Source organism: Pelorhabdus rhamnosifermentans (assembly GCF_018835585.1).
GTDB classification, from domain to species: domain Bacteria; phylum Bacillota; class Negativicutes; order UMGS1260; family UMGS1260; genus Pelorhabdus; species Pelorhabdus rhamnosifermentans.
On sequence record NZ_JAHGVE010000124.1, the window covers coordinates 1 to 288 of the forward strand.

The 288-nt window shown below is 42.7% G+C and carries 1 protein-coding gene; it reads right to left on the reverse strand.

Features of this window, described 5'->3' with window-relative positions; genetic code table 11:
* Positions 1-288 (reverse strand): AAA family ATPase (locus tag Ga0466249_RS26045; RefSeq protein ID WP_215832396.1); only part of this gene is annotated, 288 nt, incomplete at both ends.

The window sequence follows — 288 nt, forward strand, 5'->3', positions numbered from 1 at the left end:
AAACGGCTATCTATCCAATGTTGAAGCATATCTTCTTCGGTTTTGAGTACGGATTTTATAAAATTATCCATTACCTTACGCACACGAAAACCACACCTGCCACCAATCAAGTCGGACGTGCTGAGTTCATCGTCACCATGAATAAGCATTATCGGCCTTCCTAATTTTTCGGAAATATGCATAGCCAACGCTGTTTTCCCGGTACCGGAATTGCCACGTAAGTGAACGGCAAAGCCTGCCTTGATATAGGCTAACGCCCGGTTAGTAATGCCTTTAATATAATCACTT